17 protein-coding genes and 1 pseudogene are annotated in these 20,109 nt (G+C 58.7%); 14 read left to right on the top strand and 4 right to left on the bottom strand.

The genetic code is table 11. The features are described 5' to 3' along the window. Positions 1-25: 25 nt before the first annotated feature. The gene (locus FHT29_RS22930; RefSeq protein WP_047557266.1) at positions 26-1,963 is read left to right on the top strand and encodes a beta-galactosidase; all 1,938 of its coding nucleotides are present in this window, start codon (positions 26-28) and stop codon (positions 1,961-1,963) included. Positions 1,964-2,059: 96 nt separating this feature from the next. Then, positions 2,060-2,193, top strand: a pseudogene (locus FHT29_RS22925) (IS6 family transposase); the annotation flags it as partial. Between the two features lie 179 nt (positions 2,194-2,372). Here FHT29_RS22925 and FHT29_RS22920 read toward each other — a convergent pair. Continuing rightward, positions 2,373-3,350: a LysR family transcriptional regulator gene (locus tag FHT29_RS22920; protein ID WP_047557273.1), complete on the bottom strand. Its 978-nt coding sequence runs from the start codon at positions 3,348-3,350 to the stop codon at positions 2,373-2,375. Positions 3,351-3,376: 26 nt separating this feature from the next. Here FHT29_RS22920 and FHT29_RS22915 point away from each other — a divergent pair, with 26 nt between their 5' ends. Beyond that, positions 3,377-4,249, top strand: coding sequence for an SDR family NAD(P)-dependent oxidoreductase (locus FHT29_RS22915; RefSeq protein WP_168600164.1), 873 nt, complete (start codon positions 3,377-3,379; stop codon positions 4,247-4,249). Positions 4,250-4,528: 279 nt separating this feature from the next. Here FHT29_RS22915 and FHT29_RS22910 read toward each other — a convergent pair whose 3' ends face one another. After that, positions 4,529-6,490, bottom strand: coding sequence for an elongation factor G (locus FHT29_RS22910; RefSeq protein WP_168600163.1), 1,962 nt, complete (start codon positions 6,488-6,490; stop codon positions 4,529-4,531). Between the two features lie 1,230 nt (positions 6,491-7,720). Here FHT29_RS22910 and FHT29_RS22900 point away from each other — a divergent pair. The 6 genes from FHT29_RS22900 to mug all read left to right on the top strand — a co-directional run bounded on the left by FHT29_RS22900 (position 7,721) and on the right by mug (position 13,161). Continuing rightward, a complete protein-coding gene (locus FHT29_RS22900; RefSeq protein ID WP_348644877.1) occupies positions 7,721-8,683 on the top strand; it encodes an HlyD family secretion protein in 963 nt (320 codons plus the stop codon). Beyond that, positions 8,676-10,226: an MFS transporter gene (locus FHT29_RS22895; protein ID WP_047640067.1), complete on the top strand. Its 1,551-nt coding sequence runs from the start codon at positions 8,676-8,678 to the stop codon at positions 10,224-10,226. The genes FHT29_RS22900 and FHT29_RS22895 overlap by 8 nt, the downstream gene beginning before the upstream one ends. Positions 10,227-10,453: 227 nt before the next feature. After that, positions 10,454-11,386 carry an aldo/keto reductase gene (locus tag FHT29_RS22890; RefSeq protein WP_168600186.1) on the top strand — a complete coding sequence of 311 codons (933 nt, stop codon included), beginning with the start codon at positions 10,454-10,456 and terminating at the stop codon, positions 11,384-11,386. A gap of 125 nt (positions 11,387-11,511) precedes the next feature. Beyond that, positions 11,512-11,886 carry a nuclear transport factor 2 family protein gene (locus FHT29_RS22885; protein WP_168600161.1) on the top strand — a complete coding sequence of 125 codons (375 nt, stop codon included), beginning with the start codon at positions 11,512-11,514 and terminating at the stop codon, positions 11,884-11,886. Positions 11,887-11,933: 47 nt separating this feature from the next. Further along, positions 11,934-12,548, top strand: a complete 615-nt coding sequence (locus FHT29_RS22880) for a TetR/AcrR family transcriptional regulator (protein WP_168600160.1) — start codon at positions 11,934-11,936, stop codon at positions 12,546-12,548. A gap of 43 nt (positions 12,549-12,591) precedes the next feature. Then, on the top strand, positions 12,592-13,161 hold the full coding sequence (mug, locus tag FHT29_RS22875; protein WP_168600159.1) for a G/U mismatch-specific DNA glycosylase: 570 nt from the start codon (positions 12,592-12,594) through the stop codon (positions 13,159-13,161). A gap of 265 nt (positions 13,162-13,426) precedes the next feature. Here mug and FHT29_RS22870 read toward each other — a convergent pair whose 3' ends face one another. Together FHT29_RS22870 and FHT29_RS22865 are read right to left on the bottom strand one after the other, a co-directional pair. Beyond that, the gene (locus FHT29_RS22870; RefSeq protein WP_168600158.1) at positions 13,427-14,398 is read right to left on the bottom strand and encodes an alpha/beta hydrolase; all 972 of its coding nucleotides are present in this window, start codon (positions 14,396-14,398) and stop codon (positions 13,427-13,429) included. 70 nt (positions 14,399-14,468) lie between these two features. After that, positions 14,469-14,987, bottom strand: coding sequence for a DNA starvation/stationary phase protection protein (locus FHT29_RS22865; RefSeq protein WP_047557598.1), 519 nt, complete (start codon positions 14,985-14,987; stop codon positions 14,469-14,471). A gap of 377 nt (positions 14,988-15,364) precedes the next feature. Here FHT29_RS22865 and FHT29_RS22860 point away from each other — a divergent pair, with 377 nt between their 5' ends. The 5 genes from FHT29_RS22860 to FHT29_RS22840 all read left to right on the top strand — a co-directional run bounded on the left by FHT29_RS22860 (position 15,365) and on the right by FHT29_RS22840 (position 20,101). Then, positions 15,365-16,939 carry an ATP-binding protein gene (locus tag FHT29_RS22860; RefSeq protein WP_168600157.1) on the top strand — a complete coding sequence of 525 codons (1,575 nt, stop codon included), beginning with the start codon at positions 15,365-15,367 and terminating at the stop codon, positions 16,937-16,939. Continuing rightward, on the top strand, positions 16,936-17,577 hold the full coding sequence (locus tag FHT29_RS22855) for a response regulator transcription factor (protein ID WP_047557296.1): 642 nt from the start codon (positions 16,936-16,938) through the stop codon (positions 17,575-17,577). Before FHT29_RS22860 ends, FHT29_RS22855 begins: the two co-directional genes overlap by 4 nt. Positions 17,578-17,669: 92 nt before the next feature. Beyond that, positions 17,670-18,041 (top strand): response regulator, encoded by a 372-nt coding sequence (locus FHT29_RS22850; protein WP_047557299.1) that lies wholly within the window; start codon positions 17,670-17,672, stop codon positions 18,039-18,041. Between the two features lie 24 nt (positions 18,042-18,065). Beyond that, on the top strand, positions 18,066-18,371 hold the full coding sequence (locus tag FHT29_RS22845; RefSeq protein WP_081999626.1) for a UBP-type zinc finger domain-containing protein: 306 nt from the start codon (positions 18,066-18,068) through the stop codon (positions 18,369-18,371). Between the two features lie 56 nt (positions 18,372-18,427). After that, on the top strand, positions 18,428-20,101 hold the full coding sequence (locus FHT29_RS22840; RefSeq protein ID WP_047557301.1) for an FAD-dependent oxidoreductase: 1,674 nt from the start codon (positions 18,428-18,430) through the stop codon (positions 20,099-20,101). Positions 20,102-20,109 lie beyond the last annotated feature (8 nt).

Raw genomic sequence — 20,109 nt, 5'->3', positions numbered from 1 at the left:
GCGTTTACTACCCAGGAATTTGTCCATGCTAGGCGTTTGTTACTACCCAGAACATTGGAATGAGGAATGGTGGCCGGAGGACGCGCGGCAAATGCGCGAAATTGGCATCCGCTACGTGCGCATCGGCGAGTTCGCCTGGAGCCGCATGGAGCCGGAACAGGGACGCTACGACTGGGACTGGCTTGATCGGGCTATAGAGATTTTGGCCGCCGAAGGTCTGAAGATCGTTCTCGGCACGCCGACGGCTGCGGCGCCGAAATGGCTGGTCGATCTCTATCCGGATGTCCTGCCCGTCGGCGAGGACGGTAAGGCGCGGCTGTTCGGATCGCGGCGGCACTACACGCCGGCCAGCGAGCAATGGCTGAGCGAAACGCGACGGATCGTCGAGGTGGTGGCCGCACGCTATGGCCGACATCCGGCCGTCGTCGGCTGGCAGATCGACAACGAGTTCGGCGGTGACGATACCGTCCTCTCCTACGGACCGGAAGATGCCGCCGGATTCCGCAACTGGCTCAGCCAGCGCTATCAGTCGCCGCAGAGGCTCAACGAGGACTGGGGAAACGTCTTTTGGTCCATGGAAGTCAATTCCTTTGACGAGGTCATTCCACCGGTCGGCGCAGTCTCCGAGACCAACCCGGCGGCCCGCCTGGATTTCTGGCGCTACGCCTCGGACAGCCTGGCGGAGTATTGTGCGCTTCAGGCGGCGATCATCCGCAAGCATTCACCCGACCGTTTCATAACCCATAACTTCATGGGCTTCTTTCACAATTTCGATCATTTCAAGCTCGCTGAATCGCTAGATTTCTGCAGCTGGGATTCTTATCCCCTGGGCAAGGTCGAGCATTTCCCACTGCCCGAAGCCGAGCGGGTGCGCTGGTACAACACCTCCCATCCGGATTTCTCGGCGTTTCATCACGATCTCTACCGTGGCATCCGCAACGATCGCTTCTGGATCATGGAGCAGCAGCCCGGCCCCGTGAACTGGGCCCACTGGAATCCGGCGCCTGCCAATGGCATGGTGCGTCTATGGACCTGGGAGGCCTTCGCGCATGGGGCCGAAGTCGTCAGCTATTTCCGCTGGCGGCAGTTGCCTTATGCGCAGGAACAGATGCACGCCGGCCTGCAGCGCCCCGACCGACAGCCGTCTCCGGGCGGCCTGGAGGTGGCGCAGGTAGCGCGAGAAATAGAGGTAATGGGCGATCTGCCCCCGGTCGAGCGAGCGGAGGTGGCGATCGTCCTCGATTATGAAGCGTCATGGATCACCCGGATCCAGCCCCAGGGTGACGACTTCAACTACAAGCTACTGCTTCATGCGTGGTATGAGGCAGCCCGGCGGCTCGGTGTCGACGTAGACGTGGTCGCACCCGGACAATCGTTGGCGGGCTACAAGCTTGTGCTCGTGCCGTGTTTGCCGATCATCGATGACCGCAGCCTAGCTGCTTTCAAGGCGACGACCGCTCATATCATTTTCGGGCCGCGAACAGGATCGAAGACAACATCTCATGCGGTTCCCTGGGAATTGCCGCCCGGAGCGCTCCAATCGCTCGTCTCAGTAAAAGTTAGCGAGGTTTCGTCGCTGCGACCGGGTGTTTCGCTCTCTCTCACCGGTAGCAAGGCGTCCGGCGTGGCAACCCACTGGGCCGAGCGTCTGGAGACCGATCTTCCCGCCGATCTCACCTATGAGGACGGCTCGGCGGCAATGGTCACTCAACGCAACTGCTCCTATCTGGGTGCCTGGATTGACGGTGATTTTCTCAGGCAGATCTTTGCGGACTACCTGAAGGCTGAGGGCGTCGCCATGATCGAGCTGCCTGATCACATCAGGTTGCGTAAACGAGGTGCCTTGACGTTTGCCTTTAATTACGGCCCAATGCCGTGGACAGTGCCTTTCGGAGGGATACTGTTTCAGATCGGCAGCGAAGTTGTAGGCCCTCACGATTTCGCTTGCTGGGTTGACGGCTAACGTCCTGCCCGAAGCGGGAGAAATTTCAAGTGGAGACGGGCCATACGTTGTCCCTTCTTGCGCTTGTACCCATCGGGACCTACGACCCGTTGGGTCCGATCCTTCAAAACCGCGCGTCGAACGATCGCTCGGTTCGAAGCCATGCTCTGGCTGCGGAAGGGGTTTGGCTTCACGGCGAATGGACCGTCAACGATCAAAACGATCTACTCGCACGCCTCTTCGGGCTCTAAAAGGTTAACAAAGCAAGAAAATCAATCGCGCAGTGCGGTCCCTTTGGCCTCGCTGAAAATTTGCAACACGCCCGCCGCGAAACTATTGATGCCATCTATAGGGCGCTATGTCGAGACCGTGGCCCTTTGTCGGCTTGGATTGCATTCGACGCTCATAAATGCATGGTTCCAAGGACCGATCAAATGCTCTTTCCGAGGACTTGAACAACGGAATCGCGAGCGACCTCGATTGCCGCCGCGACCCGACTGACCCGCGCTGCGCCGACCCTGTGGGCGAGCATTACGTCTACCGGCGGTGATCGCCAGTCCGGCAGGACGTGGGCCAGCTTTCCATCCCTCACGTCGGTCTGTACCATGAACGCGGGCACCTCGGCGACCCCGTGGCCTGTCCGCGCCAGCCGCACCAGCATGTCGAAATCCTGGGCGGCAAATTTGGCTTGCCTGTCGATCAACACCTCGTTTTTCGGCCGCGATATGGACTGTAATCGCCACTCCACGCGGGGTGCTCGTCCCGAGAATGCAAGCAGCGGCAGACCGTTCAAATCCGCAGTCGATCCGATCTTTGCGGCTGGATGTGTCGGCGCACAAACCAAGATGCGCGAGAACGACCCCAGTCTGTTGGCGACGAGGCTATCGTCATGGACATGCCCGGCGCGGATCGCGAAGTCGAACACGGGGTCTTGTAAATCGTCCATCCCGTAGTTCGGAGACACGACAAGCACGATGTCGGGATAGCGCTCCTGTAGCTCAGGAACGAGCCGTTCGAGAACGGCGCTCCCCAATGCGGGTGGTACAGCAATCTTCACTATCCCGCGCGGCGTGGTGTAGGTGCGCGCGGCTTCTTCCAACAGATTGTCGGCCTCGGCCAGAAGCGATTGCACCCGCGGAAGCATCTGCTCTCCCTCCCGGGTAAGCGCTACCCGCCGGGAGCTTCTCTCGAACAAGCGCCCCCCGAGCCCTTCCTCGAGCCGTGTCAGCGAATGCGATATCGTAGACTTGGAGACCCCGAGGGCAGCCGCCGCAGACGTCAGTCCCCCATAGTGCGCGATGGCCGCGAACACCCGAAGCTCCTCCAAATCGATCGTTCTGCTTTCCTGAACCATGTGTTGCGTTGAACCACATTGTTTCACTTCTCGCAACTGATAATTTTCCCCCATCCTCAAGCCATCCAAAGGAGACGATGATGGGAAAGAAAGTTTTGATCACCGGAGCGAACGGCGCATTCGGCGCGTTGGCCGCCCGTGCGCTGCTGAAAAACGGTCACGATCTGGTTGCGACCATGCGTGACCCGGACGGGCGCAACGCCGCTGTCGCAGCCGAACTTCGTGCCGCCGGAGCGAATGTCGTGGATATTGACGTGACCGACGACATCAGCGTCTCGAAAGGCGTCGAAGCCGCAATCTCGGCGGTGGGCGGTCTCGATGTCTTGATTAACGTCGCCGGAACCGGAACGCACGGCCTGACGGAGGGCTTCACCTCCGAGCAGATGCTGCGTCTCTTCGACATCAACGTCGTTGGCGTCCATCGCATGATGCGTGCCGTCCTGCCGACCTTCCGCGGACAGGGCTCCGGTCTCGTCATCAACGTCTCCAGCTTGCTTGGTCGCCTGAGCATGCCGTTCTATGGACCCTATAGCGCAACGAAGTTCGCCGTCGAAACCCTGAGCGACAGCTACCGTGTCGAACTTTCGCAGTTCGGCGTCGACGTAGTCCTCGTCGAACCAGGCGGATTCAAGACGTCATGGATCGGCAATCTCGTCCATCCGCACGACGAGGCGCGTCTCGAGGGCTACGGCCAATTCGCCAAGGTTCCGGATCATGCCCTCGCTGGCTACGAGCAGTTCCTCGCTTCCAAACCCGAGCAGGACGTCAACAAGGTCAGCGAGGCGATCGTCAACCTGGTCCAGATCCCGGCGGGTTCGCGTCCGAACCGGACGGTCGTCGATTTCATCGGGATGGGAGAAGAGGTGCAAAAGATGAACGACCAGCTCGCCCAGGTGACAAGCGGCATCTACGGGGCATTCGGCGTGGACGACTTGCTGACGCTCAAAGCTTGATTTCGAAATCCGCTGAGCACACGCTTGGCATAGCGCCACGCACTGCTCAGCGGTCGGACTACTGCCTGAGGTGTCAAAAATCTAGCGGTTCGCGGCGTAAGAAATCCTGCTCGTTCAACTCATCCGGTACCTCATTCATAGAGAAAAATCACAACACTTGGATAGCTATCTGCGCAACTTTTATTTGCGTTTTCCGAAAGCCACCGCGCGCCTAGTCGGGCGGACTGCCAAACGACATGAGCCCCATTCTGCGAACGAGCATGACATGGTGCGAACGTTTCAGTGTGCCACGCCTGGTTCCTCGTGTGCCCTCACGATGGCGTCCGCTTCCTTGCCGTATAGCTCCTCGAAGTGATCGAAGGTCTTGGAAAAATAACCAATGCCCTGCGTCGCCGAGCGCAGCGCCCGTGCCAGATCGTCAAGTGCGACGCCCGGAATGAGTGCTCGGAAGATGTCCCATCCCTTGGCGGTTTCATCCCGTTCGAAGCCGAGGACCTGACCTTTGAGAGCGGAGACGATCTGGACGAGGCTGCCGGAATAGATCGAAGGAATGTGAATTTCGCTGCGGAAGACCGGTTGCATTAAAACGGCCGCCCCTTGGGAAAGCGCCTGTCGTACTCCCATTTTCGACGCAGTTCGGAAGGCGTGTTCCGAACTGTCGACGGCATGGTGCTGACCATCGTACAGCGTTACGCCGACATCGATGACCTTGAAGCCTAGCGGCCCTTTCTCCATCGCTTCGCGCGCGCCTGCTTCGACAGCAGGGATGTAGTTGCGCGGAACGACGCCACCCTTGACGGTTTCGCTAAAGGTGAAGCCCCGGCCGCGCTCATTGGGGCGAATGCTCAGCTTCACATCCGCAAACTGTCCGGCACCGCCGGTCTGTTTGCGGTGACGATAATGAACCTCAGATGGTTTCGCAATTGTTTCGCGGTAGATCGGGCTGGGCGTTCGATCAGTTACGTCGATATGGAACACGTCGGACAGGGTTCGGCAGAGATCGCGCAGATGCACCGGCCCCTGGACGCAGACGAGATGGGCGCCAGTGCTTTCCTCCTGCAAGACCGTTAGGCCGCGATCCGTCTCGGAAAGTTTTGCCAGTGTTTCGGAGAGCTTGTTTTCATCGCGCTCGCTGCCCGGGACTAGGATCCTTTCAAGCATCGGGGTGGTCGGCTCCGTCCACTCAGGCGGGGCGGCCACCGCGTCTGATGTCAACAGCGAAGGGACGGGCAAGTGGTCGGACTTGACCGTCGCGAAGACGTCCCCCAGCGCAGGCACAACCGCCGAATTGGACTTCCCGTTTGCGAGATGCTGTACGGCGCCGAGGCTGGAGCCGCCCAGTGATACGCCCTGCCGCAGTCCCTCGCCAAGCGCGCGCACGAGCACTGTCTTACCGACATTCTGGCGATGATAGGCATGGAAGCTCACGGCGGTCAGCTTGTTTTCATCGACATTGCCTGCACGAGCCAGGCGCTGTCGAAGAACCCCCACCGGCGGCGCCTCGTGGCGCAGCGCCTTCATCAGCCTCATCATGCCGTTGCCGTGACTTGCGGCACCGATCAGGACTGGAATAATCCTGTTTTCCCTGAGAACCCGCGATGAAATGGCATAGAGCGCGTTGCTGGGCGGCTCGCGATCTTCGATCAGTTCTTCGAGAAGCCGGTCATCGAATTCGGACAGGTGTTCCAGGAGCTCGCTGCGCGCTTCGTGCTCGCGCTCGGCCGCGCTTTCGGGGATTGCGATCAGCGCCGAAGTCTGGCCTTCCCGATAGCGCCACGCCCGTTCCGAAATCAGATCGCAACTGCCTATGATCCTGTCCCCCTCGCGGATCGGGATCTGGCGAAGCAAAAGCGTGTGGTTGGCGTAGTCTTGAAGCGCGGCGATCACGTCCCTCAGCCGCCCTCCCGGTTCGTCCATCCGGTTGACGAAGAGGATGCACGGCGTCGCCGAGGCCTCGATTACGCGCAGATAGGGCGCGGCGAGCACAGCCTCCTCGGGTGCCGATGAAACGCACAGGATGCAGGCGTCGCTGGCAAGAAGCGCGTGCTGTGCATGCACCAACGCTTCGCTGGATCCCGGCGCATCCAGCGCACACCACGCCTCGTTTCCAAAGGTGAATTCTGTGAGGTTCAATCCATAAGGGGAGCTGGATTTTCTCGGCGCCCCCTCCAGGGAGCCGAGCTTTTCCACGACTGTTGATTTTCCGGTCTGCGAGGGTCCAAGCACGGTAAAGCAGCGCATAGGCATTCCTCCAACTGTCATAAACATAATTTTCAGCCTTCATAGGATGCCCTGAACCGCTGCAAGGCGCCAGAGGTGTTCGGTTTCACAGCGCTTTGACCTGGACTTGCATTTGAGGCTGAGTACGAACGTGAAAAGCGGCGAGGTCGAAAGCCTGCATTTTCTGCGTGTGGGCATGAAGAACTACCGCGCTTTCCTGCAGCTTTGGGCCAAATGGCTTCAAGACGAACGATGACGGGTAGGTTGCGCCGCGGCATGATCGGGTGTGAAAGTCCGTTTGAAACGGACATTTCTCCATTTTTATAAAGTCTTCTTGCCGGCCCCGGACGTTTCTTCTGTCCCTTCACGATGGCGATCCCGACTTCGAGGTTATCGGCCTGACGCACGCCCTCGCCTTGCCGGCCGTCCGCTGGAAGATCCTCAACCTGCAAAAACTAAGGAACGACAATCCGGTCAAACACGCCGAACAGCGTGGGAAGATCGAGCGCCTCTTCACACGATGCTGCGCCTTTGGCCGATCCACAGGATCGATGATCCGACGATTGGCTCGCCTCTCCCACCGGCCGGCGCTGCTGCCTATCGGAGATCACCTCGGTCTACTCGAATATCCTTCTTCCAGCTGGTGATTTCGCTCAAAAATATCGAAATTCAAAAACCTAGCGACTACAAAGGTTTAGCAGAGTTGATCGCGACCAACTTTTCTACGGAGCCTTTAAGCGGCAAAGGTCCCCGCGATTCTCCGCGAACTGACGCCGCGTGGTGTGGTTCGCATCGCAGCGAAGCTCCACAGCCCCCGGCTGCCAAACGCCTTTGCGGCATTAATGGGATTATGCCACGTACCTAGGCCCGATGCGTCGGATCAGCGTTATATTGGTCCGCCTACCCGTACACCAATATCCGACGCGTCCCTTGTATAAACGATACGTATCGTTTATATAGCGTCCACACGTCAGTCGCCTGGAGGCGCAATGACTAAGCATGCATCGACGTTTTTTATAGCGGACGATGGGCCGGGGTATGGTGGAGAATATGATCAGGTTACTGAATAGGAACCAAAGAGATGAACGGCCGGAAGAGCGGGTCATGACGGCACCGGCCAACTCGCAAGCGAGCGCACCGCCGTCCGCTGCGCCGGAAACGGCAAATTTGCGGGCGTTAATTGTCCCGGCAACCGCTATTATCATTGCGTTCGTTGCGGTCGGTGCTTCGTCGACGCGTTGGGATACATGGGTGGCGACAAGAAGCGTTCAATCCACAGACGACGCTGCGGTCTACTCCGATATTTCCGCCGTCAGCGCCCGTGTCAGCGGCACTGTCGAGACCATCTCGGTCGAAGATTACGCCCGGGTCAAGGCGGGCGATCCGATATTCTCCATCGACCGAAAGCCCTATGAGGTCGCACTTCGTGGCGCGAAAGCGAGGCTCGCTGCCGTCAACGCTCAACTTGGCGATAACGACACCCAGCACGCGTTTCAACTGACGCAGATCGACGTGGCCATTGCCCAGCAACAGGCGGCTGCCGCTGAAGAGGTCGAGGCGGAGAAGGAGCTCCAGCGACAGACGAGGCTGGGCATCGACGGGAGGGTAAGTACGGTCCAAAGCTTCGAAAAGGCGACCGCCGCTCACGAGCGGGCGCTTGCAAACCTGGATGTAGCGCGTGCCAACGTCGCCGCTCAGAGGGTCAAGCTCGACGTCCTCGCCAGACAGCGCGACATACTGAAAGCAAATCTCGATACCGCAGCATCAGATCTTGCCGCCCGCGAACTGGAGCTCGGATACACGAACGTACGGGCGCCAGTCGATGGCATCGTCGCCAGACGAAACGCGCAGGTCGGGAACTACGTTGCTGCGGGCACGCCCCTGATCTCGATTGTCCCGCTTCCGAAGATCTACATCCTGGCGAATTACAAGGAGAACCAGCTGTCCATGGTTCACGAAGGGCAGTCGGTCGATATCTCCGTCGATTTGCTGCCGGGTACGGCACTCCATGGAACGGTATCGAAAATATCCCCTGCGACTGGGTCAACCTTTGCTCTGCTGCCCGCTGACAACGCGACCGGCAACTTCACAAAGGTCGCGCAGCGTCTCACCGTTCGGATCGAACTCGACTCGGATCAGCCAAATTTCGATCGGCTGCGGCCTGGTATGTCGGTCACGACGCGCATCGCCACCAAGGGCGAAGACCATGTCTGAGAACTTACATCGGCGCGACCTCTCTCGCCAGGGCTACATCGCCGTGGCGATGATCATGGCATCGATATTGACAGCGTTCGACGTCCGCACTGCCGGCATTGGGCTCTCGGATCTGCGTGGCGCCTTCGGGCTCGGCTTCGATGAGGGCGCGTGGCTGAGCACCTTCGCAACGGCGCCACAGATCCTTGTGGCCCCGTCGATCGGCTGGTTGATTGCGGTGTTCGGGGTGAAGCGGGTCATGGTCGCTCCGACCATACTCTATTCGGCGATCTCCGTGGTCATCCCGTTCGTCCACGGATTCAATGTCCTGGTCGCGCTGCATGCTTTAAGGGCCGTTTTCCTCGGCATGTTCGTCGGCGCAACGCTGCTAACTGCTTTCCGCAATCTTGACCGCAGGTATTGGATCATCGCTCTTTCCTTCTACGTCCTGCGGATCCCGTTCGCGCAAAATCTCGGCCTCTATACGGCCGGCAGCTATTCCCAGACGATCGGCTGGCAATGGCTGTACTGGCAAGGTGCTATTGTCTCCCCGATGATCGGCATTCTCTTCTGGTATGGGACCAAACCGGCTGGAATCGACCATGCCCTTCTCAGGCGTGCTGATTGGGGCGGTATGGCACTGTTCGGCTCGGCGCTCACGACGCTGTATTTCGCGCTTGATCAGGGCAATCGGCTTGATTGGTTTCAGTCTGGCCTCATCGTGTCCTTGCTTGCCTCGGCTGTTTTTCTGATATGCGCGTTTCTGTGGCACGAGTCTCGGGTCGAACATCCCTGGGCCCATGTCTCGGTTCTTCGCACGCGAAACATAGCGCTCGGGTTCGCCGCCATTGCGTGTTTCATGACAACAAGCCTCGGCAGTTCGCTGATCGAGCCGAACTTCCTTGCTTCGGTGGCGCGATTGCGGCCTGAGCAGATTGGGGATTTCGAGGCGCCGTATGCGATCCTTCTGCTTGCAGGCGCGACCTTCACTGCCGTGGCGCTCGTGCGGAAACTCAAGCAGCGCGCCGCCCTGACGATAGGCTTTACATGTTTCCTGCTGTCCGCCTGGATTGGAACCCAGTTGACGAGCCAGTGGTCACTGCCCGAATTTCGACTGATCACGATCCTCCAGACATTCGGAGAGGAAATCGTCTTCCTTGCAGCCGTCGCAACCCTCTTCAGCAACGTAGACCCCGCGCGAGCCATATCGTTGACGGCCTACGTGCAGGTTATGAGATTGATCTGTTCGGAAACCGTGGCGGCAATCATGGTGACCTGGATCAGACAGCGCGAGCAATTGCATTCCTATCTTATCGGCCTCCACGTCACCGGGACGACGCCCGGATGGGGAACCACGCTGTCGCAACTTGCGTCCAGCATGGGGATGGAATCGAAAGCAGACGTTGCCAAGCGCGGGATCGGCGTTCTAACCACGATCGTGCAGCGCGAAGCCAATGTCGCGGCCTATATCGACGGGTACTGGATTACGTTCGCGGCCGCGGTCGCTGGATTGATCGTAGTTGCCCTCATGAAGCCCTCCCCTGCGCATCCGCTGACCGCGTGATGTAAGGTCACGACAATTTGCCGATCGCGGCGCGTAGCGCCTCGGTTTCGAACGTGACGTCAAGACCCGTCGATATCGTGTTACAGTTGGCCAATAGCCGATCGCTCTCCAATCAAAGGATCTCAACATGCGATCGTTATTTGATCAGCTCTTGCAGAGCGGCAAACGATCACAGCCATTCAATTTTGTTCTCAAGTCAAAGGAGTAGGCCGATGGAAGCCCCCTATATGCTGCGCCACAGGACAATCCCCCTTGCCACAGGCGGCAAAGAAATGCCTGCCGTTGGGTTCGGTACCCTCATCCCCGACCCGGCCACGACGAAGCGGGCCGTTGCAAAGGCTCTATCTGTTGGGTTTCGCCATTTCGACTGCGCTGAACGATATCGCAACGAAGAGGCAGTCGGAGAGGCAATTGCCGAGGCGATCGCGGATGGAACGGTTCAGCGCGAGGATCTGTTCGTCACAACGAAGCTATGGAATACAAACCACCGCCCGGAACGGGTGAAAGCGGCGCTTGAAGCAAGCCTTCGACGTCTTAAGCTCGACTACCTGGACGCCTATCTCATCCATACGCCTTATGCTTTTCTTCCGGGCGAGGAACTGGATCCGCGAGACGAGAACGGTCAGGTCATCTATGATGCCGGGATCAGCTTGATCGAAACCTGGCACGCGCTCGAGGAGCTCGTGGAAAGCGGTCGTTGTCGGTCGATAGGCTTATCTGACATCACCTCGGACAAGCTGAAGGAGATCGTCGCGAACGCACGCATCATGCCCGCCATCGTACAGGTGGAATCCCATCCCTACTTGCCCGAATGGGAGCTGCTCGACTATTGCCAGGCCAATGGGATCGTGCTGCTGGCGTTTGCGCCACTGGGCCATGCGATGGAGCCCAACTTGCTTACAGACCCTGTCATCACCGGGATCGCCGACCGCGTCAATAAGACGCCGGCGCAGGTGGCCCTTGCCTGGGCCGTACAGCGCGGCACCGCCTTCCTGACGACGTCGATCAAACCGCTTCGCATCGAGGAAAATTTCGCAATCTCGGCGCTTCCAGATCAGGAAATGGTACGGATCCGTTCCGACATATCGACGAACGTTCGGTTCAACAGCGTCGTCGAGACAGGCGTTCCCGGTTTCATCCCTCGGGTGAAATCGACGTAGATCGCAAGTCAAGCTCTCCCGGAGGGGCAAGGCGACCGTCAATGCTTCTCTGGCGCGCCGCCAGGCTTCGATCGCCCTCGGAGCTCCAGTTTCAGTTCGTACGACGGCAGTTATAGGAGCCCAAGATGGAAGACCAAAGAGTGAGATTGGCGCTCGAGCGGCATTGGGCGGCATCAGACGCCGGCGATTTTGACGTCGAGCATGAAATCTATCACGACGATGCATTGCTTGAATATCCGCAGTCCGGCGAGCGTATCCATGGTCGCCGCGAGATCCAGGAAAGCCACTTCGCCCAGCCCAACAAGAAGTGGTTTAGCGTTCGCCGGATCACCGGCAGCGCTAACCTATGGGTCACGGAATTCGTTCTGAACTATGACGGCAAATCCTCTGATGCGGTGAGCATCATGGAATTTCACAACAGGCTCGTCGCTAAAGAGACGCAATACTTCACTGAGCAGTTCGCCCCCTCGCCCTCCCGGGCACATTTGGTTGAAAGATAGACCACTCGCCATTGATCGGTGGTGGCGAGTTGGGATAGGTGCTGGTAATGACCACGAAGACAAAGACCTCGACAGCAAAGAAACGGACCTCGATCGGATCGCGCCGCAGCCCCGACGCCGAAGCAGCGGTGCTTGCCGCCGCCCGGGACCTGATTTCGGAGAGGGGTTATGCGGGATTTTCGGTCGATGAGGTCGCACGACGCGCCGGCGCCGGAAAAACCACCATCTATCGCTGGTATCCAACGAAGGCCGACCTCTTCATCGCCATCTATACGACCGAACGGTCGGCTTCCGTGCCTGTTCCCGACACCGGAAACCTCGTTGCTGATCTCGTGCAATACACGACAAGCCTCTGGCGTTTCTGGGCATCGCATCCGGCAGGAGCCGCGCTGCGCGGACTGATCGCCGAAGCGCAAGGCACTCCGGAAGCCCTCAGCGCCTTACGTGACAAGTTCCTTCCCGAACGGACAGCCGACGTCAGGCGAATTTTGACTGACGCGGCAAACCGGGGCGAACTGCAGGCGCACGAGGTTGATGACAAGATTTCGTTATGGGTCGGCTTCAGCTGGTTCAAACTGCTGATTGGCGAACTCCATAAGGAGGAGGTTATAAGCCCCATCATGATGCAGATTACCGGCCTTTCCAGCCGCTCGAAGCAGTGATCGGCATTAATCGGCGTAACCAATCGACAGGAGAGCGTAACCGATGTCCTCGGATATGGTTCGTCATCAGAATGCCGAGCAGGCGGCAGTCGGGCTGTCTGACGTTCTTGACTTCCGTCTTTCGGTCGTCTTCTGCGGCCTGAACCCCGCCTTGACGGCTGTCCGGGACGGGCGCAACTTCTCGTCTCCGAGTAACCGATTTTGGAAGGCGCTACATCTTTCCGGCTTCACGCCGCGACTCCTGCAGGCCGAAGAAGAGCAGGAGCTTCTCCTTTACGGATGCGGCATCACCGCCGTTGTCTCCCGCGCGACGAGGAGTGCCATTGAGATAACGACGAGCGACTACAAAGAGGCAGCACCTCTCTTTGAAGCAAAGATGAGGAAGTTCGCGCCCGCGAACCTCGCCTTTCTCGGTAAAGCGGCTTTTGCAGCAATCACATCCAAGCCCGACTGCGACTGGGGCAAGCAAAGCGACTTTTTTGCCGGAGCACAAACCTGGGTACTGCCTAACCCCAGCGGGCTCAACAGAGCTTTCAGCCTGGATCGCCTGAAAGCGCATTACCTTCAGCTGAGAGCGGAGACTGAGCCCACCGCCCGGCATCGAGATCTGTAAGCTGGAAAACGATATGACTTGTCGTGGCTCTTGAACGGATCCGAACCACTGACCCTGCTATTCCAAGCCCGTGGACACCAAGGATCTAGGAAGCCCTGTAACCTCATGTCGCTCTCCCGCGCAATGCGGCTCTGTTCCTCGCGCGACTTGGAACTAACATTGCAGCTACTGGATCGCGAGTCGCGTGAATTGGGCCGCCCGGCGAGGAATGGCGTATGCTCCTGCCATGAGGTGGACGCTGCACACGCCTTCGGATAGGGTACAATCAGGCGTTGATGAACGCCAACAGATCCGGATTGATCACGTCGGCATGCGTGGTCAGCATGCCGTGCGGGAAGCCCTTGTAGATTTTTAGGGTGCTGTTCTTCAGCAGTTTGGCCTGGAGTTCCACGGCGTCCTTGTAGGGAACGATCTGGTCGTCATCGCCCTGTGTGACCAGCATCGGTACGGTGATTGCCTTAAGGTCTTCTGTCTGGTCGGTCTCCGAGAAGGCCTTGATGCCGTCATAGTGGGCTTTGGCACTGCCCATCATGCCCTGGCGCCACCAATTGTCGATCACGCCTTGAGAGACCTTCGCGCCCTCGCGGTTGAAGCCGTAGAATGGGCCGGAGGCAACGTCGAGGAAGAACTGCGCGCGATTGGCTGCGAGTGCGTTACGGAAACCATCGAATACTTCGATCGGTGTGCCATCAGGATTGGCTGCGGTCTTGACCATCAGCGGCGGAACGGCGCTGACAAGAATAGCCTTGGCGACACGGCCCTGCGGCTGCCCATATTTGGCGACGTAACGAGCGACTTCGCCGCCGCCTGTCGAATGGCCGATATGGACGGCGTTGCGCAAGTTCAGGTGCTCAGCCACGGCGGAGGCATCGGCGGCGTAATGATCCATGTCGTGACCGTCGCTCACCTGTGACGAGCGGCCATGACCGCGGCGATCATGTGCAACGACGCGGTAGCCCTTGCTGACGAAGAATAGCATTTGCGCATCCCAGTCGTCGGACGACAATGGCCAACCATGGTGGAATACGATCGGTTGCACATCCTTTGGACCCCAGTCCTTATAGAAGATTTCAACGCCGTCCTTGGTGGTCACGTAACTATGGGTCATCGGTTCGATTCCTTGCTGATGTGGGGAAATTTTCTTTTCAGAAGCGAAAGCCGGAATAGCCAGAGCCAATGAAATAGTAGTGCCGGTCAGTAGAACCTGCCGGCGGGAAAGGGAAAATTCGCTGGTCATGAGATATCTCCGAGATTTTGAGCCGGCCAAGTCCATATTGGCCGACATGACCATCGACGGGCCGATATGCTTACTCGGCGCTTCGAGTGCTTTCGAACAGGAACCAGGCGCGGCGCTCGGCCTCGTCGACCCAGTTCTCGATCAGGCTGGCAGTCGCGATATCGCCGTGCTCGTCGCAGAGATTGTGGGTCTCCTTCATCAACGACACCAGCGTGAGATTGTCGTCGCGAAGTTCGGCCAGCATGTCCGCCGGCGTGACGAAATCAGCATCGTTGTCGAGCAGGCGCTGCAGTTTGGAAATATGGCTGATTGAGCGGATCGTCGTGCCGCCGATCTTGCGGGCTCTCTCGGCGACATCGTCCGTCATCGCAAAAATCTGCTCGCCCTGTTCGTCAAGCATCAGGTGATAGTCGCGGAAATGCGGCCCGCTCATGTGCCAATGGAAATTCTTGGTCTTGAGGTAAAGGGCAAAGACATCGGCCAGAAGCGCCGTCAGTGCGCCGGATATATCGGCAGTCGCGTTTGTGCCAAGCGTTGTCGGTGTTGCAAGCGGCGACTTGCGGTGTTTTTCAGCGAGTGTGCGGTCCATCATGATCTCCATTGGGTTGAGCGGGTTGCTGGAGACTTTTTAGACCAGGCCCCGCGCCCGCAACATCCAATGCTTGGCTAGTCGAACCCACACTTTGGTATAGTTTCGCAGCGCTGCGGCTGAGGTTAGATATCGAATGTCTTCAACCTCCTCCCAAGAAGACACGCTGGGCACCGAGGCCCTGACGGTTCAGGCGGCTCCTCCCCCCGAACCTGCGGATGTCGCGATCCGATCGAGGCCATCCCAGCCGCCCTGGGATGGCCTTTCTTTTTTACCGCCTATCAGATTGAGTTCACACGCGAATAGCGGATTTTGGAATTGCGTTTTCTCCAACGGGATGGCTTGATGACGCGATCGACATCCAGGTGGGAACCGGCATGCCTTCGCTTGAACTTGTGAATCCAAAACGACGGTTATCAGCACGCTACGAAACTGGCATTCTGTCGTTCGCATTCGCTCTTGCGGCAACAGTCTTCTATCTCGATACGTTCACCGACATTCACAGCGCGCTCGCCACGCTCTATGTCATCACACTCCTACTGTCGGCGGAAACGCTGACAGAAAAGGGAACGTTGCTGCTGACGGCGGTCTGTGTTGGTCTTTCAATGTTATCTTACGTGGCTGCCCACGGCACAGACACCGACCTTGCAGCAATATTGCGCCTGGCTGTGGCCGTCGCGGCCATATTGATTACCTGTGCGCTGATCATAAGGAACCACCGTGCGCGTCATGATCTGATAAAATCCAATGTCGCCTTGCAGAGTAGCGAGGAACGCTACCGGACGATTTTCGAGCAGAGCCGCGTCGCCCTGTGGGAGCGTGATTATTCTGAGGTGCGCGCGTTGTTGATGAAACTGAAGACGCAGGGTGTCGTCGATCTGCGTGCCTACGCGCGAGACAATCCGGACTTCATCTCAAACTGTATTGCGAGCGTCCCCACGGTCGCCGCCAATGCCGCGGCACTGGAGCTTCTCGGCAATGTCAGCGCACAGAACGGCGGCTCGATGCGCCGCTACATCGCACAGGATGACGCCACCTTTCTCGGGCTAATGGCGGCAATATTTGAAAACCAAAGCTATTTCGAGGGAAAGGGCACGATCATCACCAGCGATGGCACCACCAAGCTGGTGTTGCTGACGGTCGGATTTCCAGCGGACGTGGCCAATTTCAACCGCGTCATTGTCGGCATGTTCGATATCACCGAGCGGGAACTGGCCCAGAAGGCGTTGTTCGAGGCCCAGGCTGAACTCGCACTGGCCTCACGCGCGGCGACCGTCGGCGCCCTGTCTGCATCGCTGGCCCACGAACTCAACCAGCCACTCGGCGCAATTGTCGTCAATGCACAAACCCTTCAGCGCTGGCTAGACCGTGACCCTCCGGATCTGGCTGCGGTCTCCCGGTCTGCTGAACGCATCGTGCGCGACAGCCAGCGTGCCAGCGACATCATTCAGAGCACCCGGTCGATGCTGACCGAGCGCTCGCCAGTCATTGAGCCAGTGTCACTGGCCGATCTCGTCAGCGAGACACAAACATTGATGGAGAGCGAACTTTCCCGGAACCGGATTATATTCGAAACGAGCGAGACTTCCGGCGTCACCAGCGTCCGTGCTGTCCGCATCGAACTGCAGCAGGTGCTGATCAACCTTATAACCAACGCCATTCAGGCAATGGCCGCGACGCCGGAAGATCTTCGACGGATCTCGGTATCGATCAATCCGGCGGATGGACGGAGCGTCCGGGTCGGTGTCTGTGACAGTGGGCCTGGCCTGAGCGCCGGCATTCTCGAAAAATTGTTCAAGCCGTTTTGCACCACCAAGGAAACCGGCCTCGGCATGGGACTAGCAATCTGCCGCAGCATGCTCGAAGCCCGTGGTGGCTCCCTGACCGCCAGCAATCACATCGAAGGCGGCGCGCTGTTCGAAATGATCGTGCCGATGGAGGCTATCCAATGAATGATGCCAGAAAACTCGCCAAAACCACGAGCAACAATACGCCCGTCGTTTACGTCGTGGATGACGATCCATCGATCCGAGAGGCGCTTGTCGATCTCTTCCTGTCGGTGCGAACGCAAGCGCAAGCGTTCGAAAGCGCTCAGGATTTCCTGGACAATGCCGATCTCAAGCGGCCAGGCTGCATACTGCTCGACGTAAGGCTGCCCGGCGCCAATGGCCTGGACTTCCAGCTTCATCTGGAAAGACTCGGCAACCAGATGCCGATCATCTTCATGACCGGCCATGGCGATATACCGATGACCGTGCGGGCGATGAAGGCCGGCGCGGTGGATTTTCTTAGCAAACCGTTCCGGGATCAGGATATCCTCGATGCTGTCTCCGTGGCGTTTCAGAAAGACCGGGACCTGCGCCAACAGTCTGCGGCGAGTGGCGCCGTCACGGAACTGGCCAAGACATTGACCCGCCGCGAACACGAGGTCATGACGGCTGTCGTCCAGGGCCTCATGAACAAACAGATCGCCTTCAACCTTGGCATCAGCGAGATCACCGTCAAACTCCATCGCGGCAATGTCATGCGCAAAATGGAGGCACGCTCGGTAGCAGATCTGGTCCGTAAAGCCGAGCTGCTTGGGCTGTGAGAGGCAAAACCTAGACCCTTGTATGGTACAAGGACCGGCCTGGAAGGAGCATATACCGGGTTGTTGATCCAATACGGCAAGGCCAAAAGAAATTGTACAAAACACCAGTCATAGCCATCGTCGACGATGATCGGTCGATCCGCGAAGCGCTTGACGATCTCATTTTGTCCTGCGGCTACCAGAGCCGCCTGTTCGCGTCCGCGGAAGAGTATCTTGCCGACCAGGATCGCGCCTCAATCGACTGCATGCTCGTGGATGTCAAAATGCCCGGTCTCACGGGAATCGAGCTGCAGGCTGTGCTGAACAAACAGGATACGCTGAAACCGCCGATGATCTTCATGACATCCTATAGCGACAGTATAACAAGGGCGGCGGCGATGAGTGGCGGCGCTTTTGCCTTTCTCGGCAAGCCCGTGAATCTTAACCAACTGCTCCAGTGTCTCGAACAGGCGCTGAAGCACTGATCCACGCCAAGGAGGAGTAAATCCATGTCGCACGGTTGTTCGCACACATCGACGATCCGCACGGTTCGCCCCAAAACGCTGGGCTGCGAGGAATGCCTTGAAACCGGACAGGCTTGGTTTCACCTGAGGCTCTGCCGCGAGTGTGGCCACGTCGGGTGCTGCGACCAGTCCCCCGGTCGCCACGCCACCGCACATTTCCATGCCACACAGCATCCGATCATAGAAGGGTACGATCCGCCGGAAGGCTGGGGATGGTGCTACGTCGACGAGATCATGGTTGAATTGCCGGACCAGACTCCGCAGCTTGGCCCTATACCTCGCTATTACTAGACCACCACAAATCCTCGACGCCATTTCCGACACGTTTCAAGCCAGGAGAAAAATTGATGGCGGATCTCAGTGCAAGACAGCACCAGATGTTTCCGGAACTGAGCCCTCGTCAGGTCGAGACGGCCAAACGTTTTGCCAGTGGCGAGCCGCAGCATTTTGAACCCGGGGAATTTATCTACAAGGTCGGCGATCACGCGGCACCTGCCTGGCTGGTGCTTGAAGGTTCGATGGATGTCTTTCGCCATGAAGGCCTGTCGCATGAGGTGCCGATCACCACCCATGGTGCCGGTCAGTTGTCGGGTGAAGTCAATCAACTTTCAGGGCGTCCGACACTGGCCGGGGCACGGGCTGGCTCCGACGGCTGCACCGCGGTTGCCTTCGATGCAGCCCATCTTCGCGCCCTGGTGATCGGCTCGGCGGATGTCGGCGAGATTATCATGCGGGCTTTTATCCTGCGTCGCGTTGGTCTGATCGATTCCGGCGCGGGTTCTGTTCTGATCGGGGTTCCGGGGAATGCAGCGCTGTCACGCCTACAAGGATTTCTTGCCCGCAGCGCCTTTCCCTATATCGTGCTCGATTCTGCCAGTGAAGGCGAAGGCCGTGCTCTGACCGAACGCTTGGGCATCCTCGCGTCCGAACTGCCGCTGATGGTCTGCCCCAATGGAACGGTATTAAAAAACCCGACCGACATGGAAGCCGCCGCTTGCCTTGGCATGACGCCGGAACTCACACCCGGCAAGCTTTATGACGTTGCCGTTGTTGGCGCTGGGCCGGCTGGCCTCGCCACCGCCGTATATGCCGCCTCCGAAGGGCTCGACGTCATCGTCATCGACGAACGTTCGGTAGGAGGACAGGCCGGCGCGTCGTCGCGGATCGAAAACTATCTCGGCTTCCCGACCGGCATATCCGGCCAGGCGCTGGCCGGGCGCGCCTATAACCAGGCACTTAAATTCGGCGCGGAAATGGTCTTGCCGGTCGCGGTCGAAGGCCTGATCGCGTCCGAGCGCGATACCGGTGTGCTGACATTGAATCTTGCCGGCGGTAAAGACGTGACGTCGCGTACGATCGTCATTGCTTCCGGTGCGCACTACCGGCGCCCGGGTATCGCCAACATCGAACGCTTCGAGGGCAATGGCATCTCCTATTGGGCGTCACCAATCGAGGCAAAACTCTGCGCCGGCGAAGAGATCGCCCTGGTTGGCGGCGGCAATTCGGCCGGCCAGGCCATTGCCTTTCTCGCACCTCAGGTCAGGAAACTGCATCTCGTCGTCCGGCGCGCGCTCGAAGAGACGATGTCGCAATATCTGATCGACCGCATCAGGGCTTTCCCCAATGTCGAACTGCACATGCACTGCGAAGTGGATGCGATCGACGGCGATCCCGCAGGCGGCTTGAAATCCGCGACCCTGCGCAATCGGCTTGATGGCAGCGAACGACAGCTGTCACTTCATCATCTTTTCCTCTTCATCGGCGCTGATCCGAATGCCGGCTGGATCAGCGACCGCGTCCATACCGATGACAAGGGCTTCATCGTCACCGGACGATCCTTCGATGCACTGTGCAGTTTCACCCGCAGTCCCCTGCCGCTGGAAACCAGCCTGCCGAATGTCTTCGCCATCGGCGATGTCAGGGCCGGATCGACCAAGCGGGTGGCCGCCGCAGTCGGAGAAGGTGCCGCCGTTGTCTCCCAGATCCACGCTGCGCTCAGCCTGACGAAGACCTCGCACTGAAACGCCGG

The sequence above is a fragment of the Rhizobium sp. SG741 genome, from assembly GCF_012275435.1.
Lineage (GTDB): Bacteria > Pseudomonadota > Alphaproteobacteria > Rhizobiales > Rhizobiaceae > Rhizobium > Rhizobium lusitanum.
This window is presented reverse-complemented; position numbering and strand designations above follow the sequence as displayed.